The organism is Apibacter sp. (genome assembly GCF_025291155.1).
Lineage (GTDB): Bacteria > Bacteroidota > Bacteroidia > Flavobacteriales > Weeksellaceae > Apibacter.
Genome location: NZ_JAMBJZ010000024.1, coordinates 1 through 5,259 on the forward strand (window position 1 = coordinate 1; position 5,259 = coordinate 5,259).

The 5,259-nt window shown below is 31.4% G+C and carries 2 protein-coding genes and 1 pseudogene (1 of these 3 only partly in view); 1 reads left to right on the plus strand and 2 read right to left on the minus strand.

The window, feature by feature from the left end:
* Positions 1–485, plus strand: a 485-nt coding sequence (locus tag M3Z80_RS04020) for a hypothetical protein (RefSeq protein WP_293917798.1), incomplete at its 5' end; no start/stop codon positions are given.
* Positions 486–561: 76 nt separating this feature from the next.
* Here the strand turns inward: M3Z80_RS04020 and M3Z80_RS04025 are convergent.
* Together M3Z80_RS04025 and lon are read right to left on the minus strand one after the other, a co-directional pair.
* A complete protein-coding gene (locus M3Z80_RS04025; RefSeq protein WP_293917800.1) occupies positions 562–2,364 on the minus strand; it encodes a MutS-related protein in 1,803 nt (600 codons plus the stop codon).
* A 611-nt stretch (positions 2,365–2,975) separates the two neighbouring features.
* Positions 2,976–5,259, minus strand: a pseudogene (gene lon / locus M3Z80_RS04030) (endopeptidase La) (it continues 209 nt past the right edge of the window).

Below are 5,259 nucleotides of genomic sequence, written 5' to 3' on the forward strand. Positions count from 1 at the left end.
ATTGGACATATTTGCATGATTTAGATGATCTTGACGGATTACCAGTAGATGATGATCATCTTAAAGATAAAAGATCAGGATGTATGAACCGTAATGCTGATCCTTATGATAATTGTAAAGATCGAAATGGAATTCCCGGTAAATATAATAGAAATTGGTATTTGGCAAGTGATAACTTAAAAGGGCAGGTATCTAAAAAGGCAATGTGTGTAGTTGGTATCTATCCGGAAGCTAAAAATTATCAATATACAACCCCGTATGTAAATTATATAGCTGTTATAAAATCAGACGGTAAAAATCCGGGAGATCCGGGATATGAACATGAAATTGCTCTAACATTTAGTACAAGTCTTCCTGCTATTGATAAGGAGGATAATATAACTCGTAATACATTACGTACTGATACCTCTATAAATCATCCCACATTAAATAGACCTGTTGATATTGGAACGTATTTTTTTGCAGTTCGTTTAGATATAAATTAAAGCTTATAACTTTCTAAATATATTATATACTAGTACTTACGTGATACCTGACAGTTATGTTAGGTATTTTTTCTTTTTAATCAATACCTGTAATTCCCATTTTCTTCATTAAAAAGGTAGCATTCATATTTTTAGCCACCCCTTCTTTAATTTTATAATCGAAAAAAAGTTCATCATTAATAATTTCTGCTTCAAAACTGTAGTTTTTAACATTTTTAGGGTAGTTTTGCTCTAATGTTCCTAACACCAGATCATGGGTAGCTATAATTCCATTACCATTTAAAGATATAAGCTGTTTCATAAGCGCTAGCGATCCTTTTTGTTTATCTTCGGAATTGGTGCCTTTAAGAATTTCATCTAAAATTATAAATAAATGTTCTCCTGAATGTAAACGGTCAATAATCATTTTCAATCGTTTTAATTCAGAAAAGAAATATGATTCGTGATCCGCTAAAGAATCAGTAGTTCTTAAGTTGGTAACCAGATTTCCCGGAAAAACTTCTAAGGAATGTGCATATACAGGTGCACCTATACAGGCCAGTACGTGATTAACTCCAATGGTTCTTAAAAATGTACTTTTTCCGGCCATATTTGCTCCGGTAATTACTAAAAAATACTTTTCTCTAGCGATAGTAACGTCATTGGTTACACAAAGAGAGCGATCTAGCAAGGGATGCCCTAATTCTTTTCCCTCAAAAATAAAATGCTTTGTATTTATTTTCGGATAACAATAGTCGGGGTGTGTATAAGCAAAGGTAGAGAGAGAGTTCCAAGCATCGAAATGTGCGAGTGTATCAAACCAATAAGGAAGGTGTGTACGATAAGTTTCTGTCCATCGTTCTATTTTAATGGCATAACGCACACCCCAACATAGCACAGGGTTAAAAAGTAAAACCATTGGATAAGCCATTCCCATGTTTAATTGAGAACAATAACGATTTAGCTTATCAATAGCTGCTGAAGCGGCAGTACTCTTTTTAAGAGCTCCTTGATAATTTTTCAGTAAATTGCTCTCAAAATTTTGTTTTTCGATAGCTTTAAATAAGGAACTATAGGTAGATAATTTGTCTGATTTTTTGCTAACTGTATCCACAATTTGCGTCACATGTTTTTGCGAAAAAGCATTGATAGAAAAGGTTAAGACCCATAAAGGAATAAAATATAAAGTAGAGGCTAGTTGGAAAGCACAAAGTATAGATAAACCTATATAAAATGCCGGGATAAGGTAAATCATAATTTCCCAAAATCTTTGTTTATATAATAAATATTTATCATTAAACATAGTGTTTACATTAAACCGACCTTCTTCTGTATTTCTATTTAGAGAACCTAATACTCTGAAATGATTTATCCATTCTTGTTTTGCGGTTAATTCACGAATGCTTTCCTGATTTTCTAAAATAGTGCTTTTATCTAAATATGGAGAAAGAAACAGGTGCGCAAGATATTCTTTTCCGAATGAAGTAATACTACGATTTATAGACTGGAAAAGAGATCTATCGCCAAAAAGATCAAGGTCATAGCTAAAACTATGTTCCGTTTGTATATATTCAGGCGCTCCATCGAAAGGGGTAAAATCATAATGTAATGCTTTATATTCGTCATTAGCAATTTTAATTAAAGTAAGAGAATATTTTTTTTTATAAAACAGTTTGTTGTGGAATTTTAAAAGTAAAATAAAAGCAAGCAGAGAAATTAAAATAATTGTGCCTACGTGTATTCTATTATTCCAGTTAAGATAGCAAAGTATAATACTGAATAGTACCACTAATAGCCGAAGTATTGCCACAATGAAAATTTTCTTTTTCAGAGGGTGTAATTTTTTTTTCTCTTTATCAATAATATTTTGATAAAAATTTTGTACCGCTTGCATATTCATAATTTCAAAGGTAAACAAAATAAAAATGAATTTTTTTAATAAATCATTCGTATATAAACTTTAAACTATTTTTTATCTTGTTATGGAATGGTAGTATTCTTTTTTAAAAAAGATAAGGCGTTTGGCCCCTTTATTACTTCTGGGAAATAATCAAAAATCTAATAGATAAAATATATGAAGTTATTATGAAACCTTCTTATTCATAGCCCAATCCATTTTTCGCGATATAAAATTTAATTTTTCATAAATAAAAATTTTTAAGAGTATTTGTAAATACTAAAACATAATAAATTTATGCTATTTGTTATAATCTGTTAATTACAAAGTAATTGAGATATCATTTAAAAAAGGTCATATATATTCACAGTGAAATTATATAGTTTAAAATTTCTATTTATTACAGATTTTATCGATAAGATTACCTACTACTCTTTAATTTGTCTATTAATATTTTAGTAATTAAAGAGAATTAAAATACTATCTTTTATGATTAGGTTTTTTATTACGAAGCTTTAAAGATATAAGACAGTTATAATAACAGTACACCGACAGGGTAAAATAAAAAGCCTGATTATATTATAATCAGGCTTATATATGTGTTTTGAATCTATTTAGATTGCAAGTTCTATCACTTCAGACATTTGAGTAACATAATGAATTCGTAATCCCTTAATATAATCAGGATTTATTTTTTCAATATCTTTTCTGTTTTCTTCGCATAAAATTACATCAGTTATTCCTGCGCGTTTAGCGGCTAATATTTTTTCTTTAATACCACCTACAGGAAGAACTTTACCTCGTAAAGTAATTTCTCCGGTCATGGCCCATTTAGATTTTACTTTTTTCCCGGTAAATGAAGAAACAAGGGAAGTAAGCATCGCTATACCAGCAGAAGGTCCGTCTTTCGGAGTAGCTCCTTCGGGAACATGAATGTGAATATTGCTTTCCTCAATTTTTTGAGGATCAATATTGAAATTTTTATAATTGGATTTTATATATTCTAACGCAATGGTCGCCGATTCTTTCATTACAGTCCCCAAATTTCCGGTCATAGATAAATTTCCTTTTCCTTTGGAAAGGATACTTTCAATAAATAAGATATCTCCTCCCACTTGTGTCCAGGCAAGTCCCGTAACTACACCCGGAACTTTATTGGTTTCTGAAGTTTCAGGCAACATAGGGGGACCTAGAATTTCAATAATTTTATCTTTACTTAATTTTTTATCATACTCCTTATTTCGAGCAATTTGTAATGCTATATTTCTTACTATTTTAGAGATTTTTCTCTCCAATCCTCTAACTCCTGATTCTCGAGTATAGGCTTGAATAATAAATTCCAATTCTTTTTTACTTATAGATATATCTTTTTTATTCAGCCCGTGTTCAGTAATTTGTTTAGGTAAAAGATACTTATAAGCTATTTCTACTTTTTCTTCAATGGTATATCCCGATATATCTATAATTTCCATTCGGTCCAATAATGCAGGCTGAATGGTTCCCAAATTATTGGCAGTGGCAATGAATAATACTTTGGATAAGTCATAATCAACATCTAGGAAATTATCGTGGAACGTACTGTTTTGTTCCGGATCCAGCACCTCAAGTAAGGCTGAAGAAGGATCACCATGTCCGCTCGAACTGATTTTATCAATCTCATCCAATACTACTACCGGATTCGAAGTTCCTACTTTTTTTATGGATTGAATGATTCTTCCCGGCATAGCCCCAATATAGGTTTTTCTATGTCCTCTTATTTCCGATTCATCATGTAATCCACCTAGTGATATTCGTATGTATTTTCTACCTAAGGCAGAGGCTATAGATTTACCTAAAGAAGTTTTTCCAACTCCGGGAGGGCCGTATAGGCAAATAATAGGGGATTTCATGTCTCCCTTAAGTTTTAAAACAGCAAGATATTCAAGAATACGTTCTTTTACATCTTCTAGCCCAAAATGATCTTTATTTAGTACCTTCTCGGCATGATTGATATCAAAATTATCTTTAGAATATTTTTCCCAAGGCAAATCCAACATTAATTCCAGATAATTCCTCTGAACTCCGTAATCCGGGGTTTGAGGATTCATTCGAACTAATCGGTTAAGTTCTTTTTCAAAATGTTCATGTATAGATTTGCTCCATTTTTTCTTAGAAGCTTTATCTTTCATCTCCTGAACTTCTGCTTCATAGGATACCCCTCCCAGTTCTTCCTGAATGGTTTTCATTTGCTGATGAAGGAAATACTCGCGTTGTTGTTTGCTCAGGTCACTATTTACTTTATCTTGTATGGAATTTTTTAAGCTTATTTTCTGAAGCTCGAAGTTTAAATATTTTAATGTTTTGGAAGCCCTATCCAATAAACTGTTAATTTCTAATAATTCTTGCTTTTTGATTAAAGGTAAGTCAAGATTTGAAGCAACAAAATTAACTAGTAATGAACTTCCTTCAATATTTTTAATGGCAAAGGATGCATCTGAAGGAATGGCTGGATTTTCATTGATTATTTTAATTGCCGTTTCACGAAGACTTTCCAATAATACATTAAAATGTTCTTTATTTTTAGTTGAAATTTTTCTTTTATCTTCCAGCAAAGTAACTTCTGCCTTTAAATAAGGTTCTTCTTCAAGTATAGAATTTATAGAAAATTTACGTATTCCTTGTAAAATAACCATGGAGCTTCCATCCGGCATTTTAAGTAATTTTAAAATTTTACCTATAGTCCCAACGGAATACATATCTTCAAGGGTGGGATTGTCTACGTTCACATCTTTTTGCGTGATTACTGCTATAATTTTGTCGCTTTGCTGAGCATCTTGCAGTAAATTGATGGATTTATTTCTACCTGCTGTAATTGGAATAACTACTCCTGGAAATAATACTACATTTTTAACGGGAAGT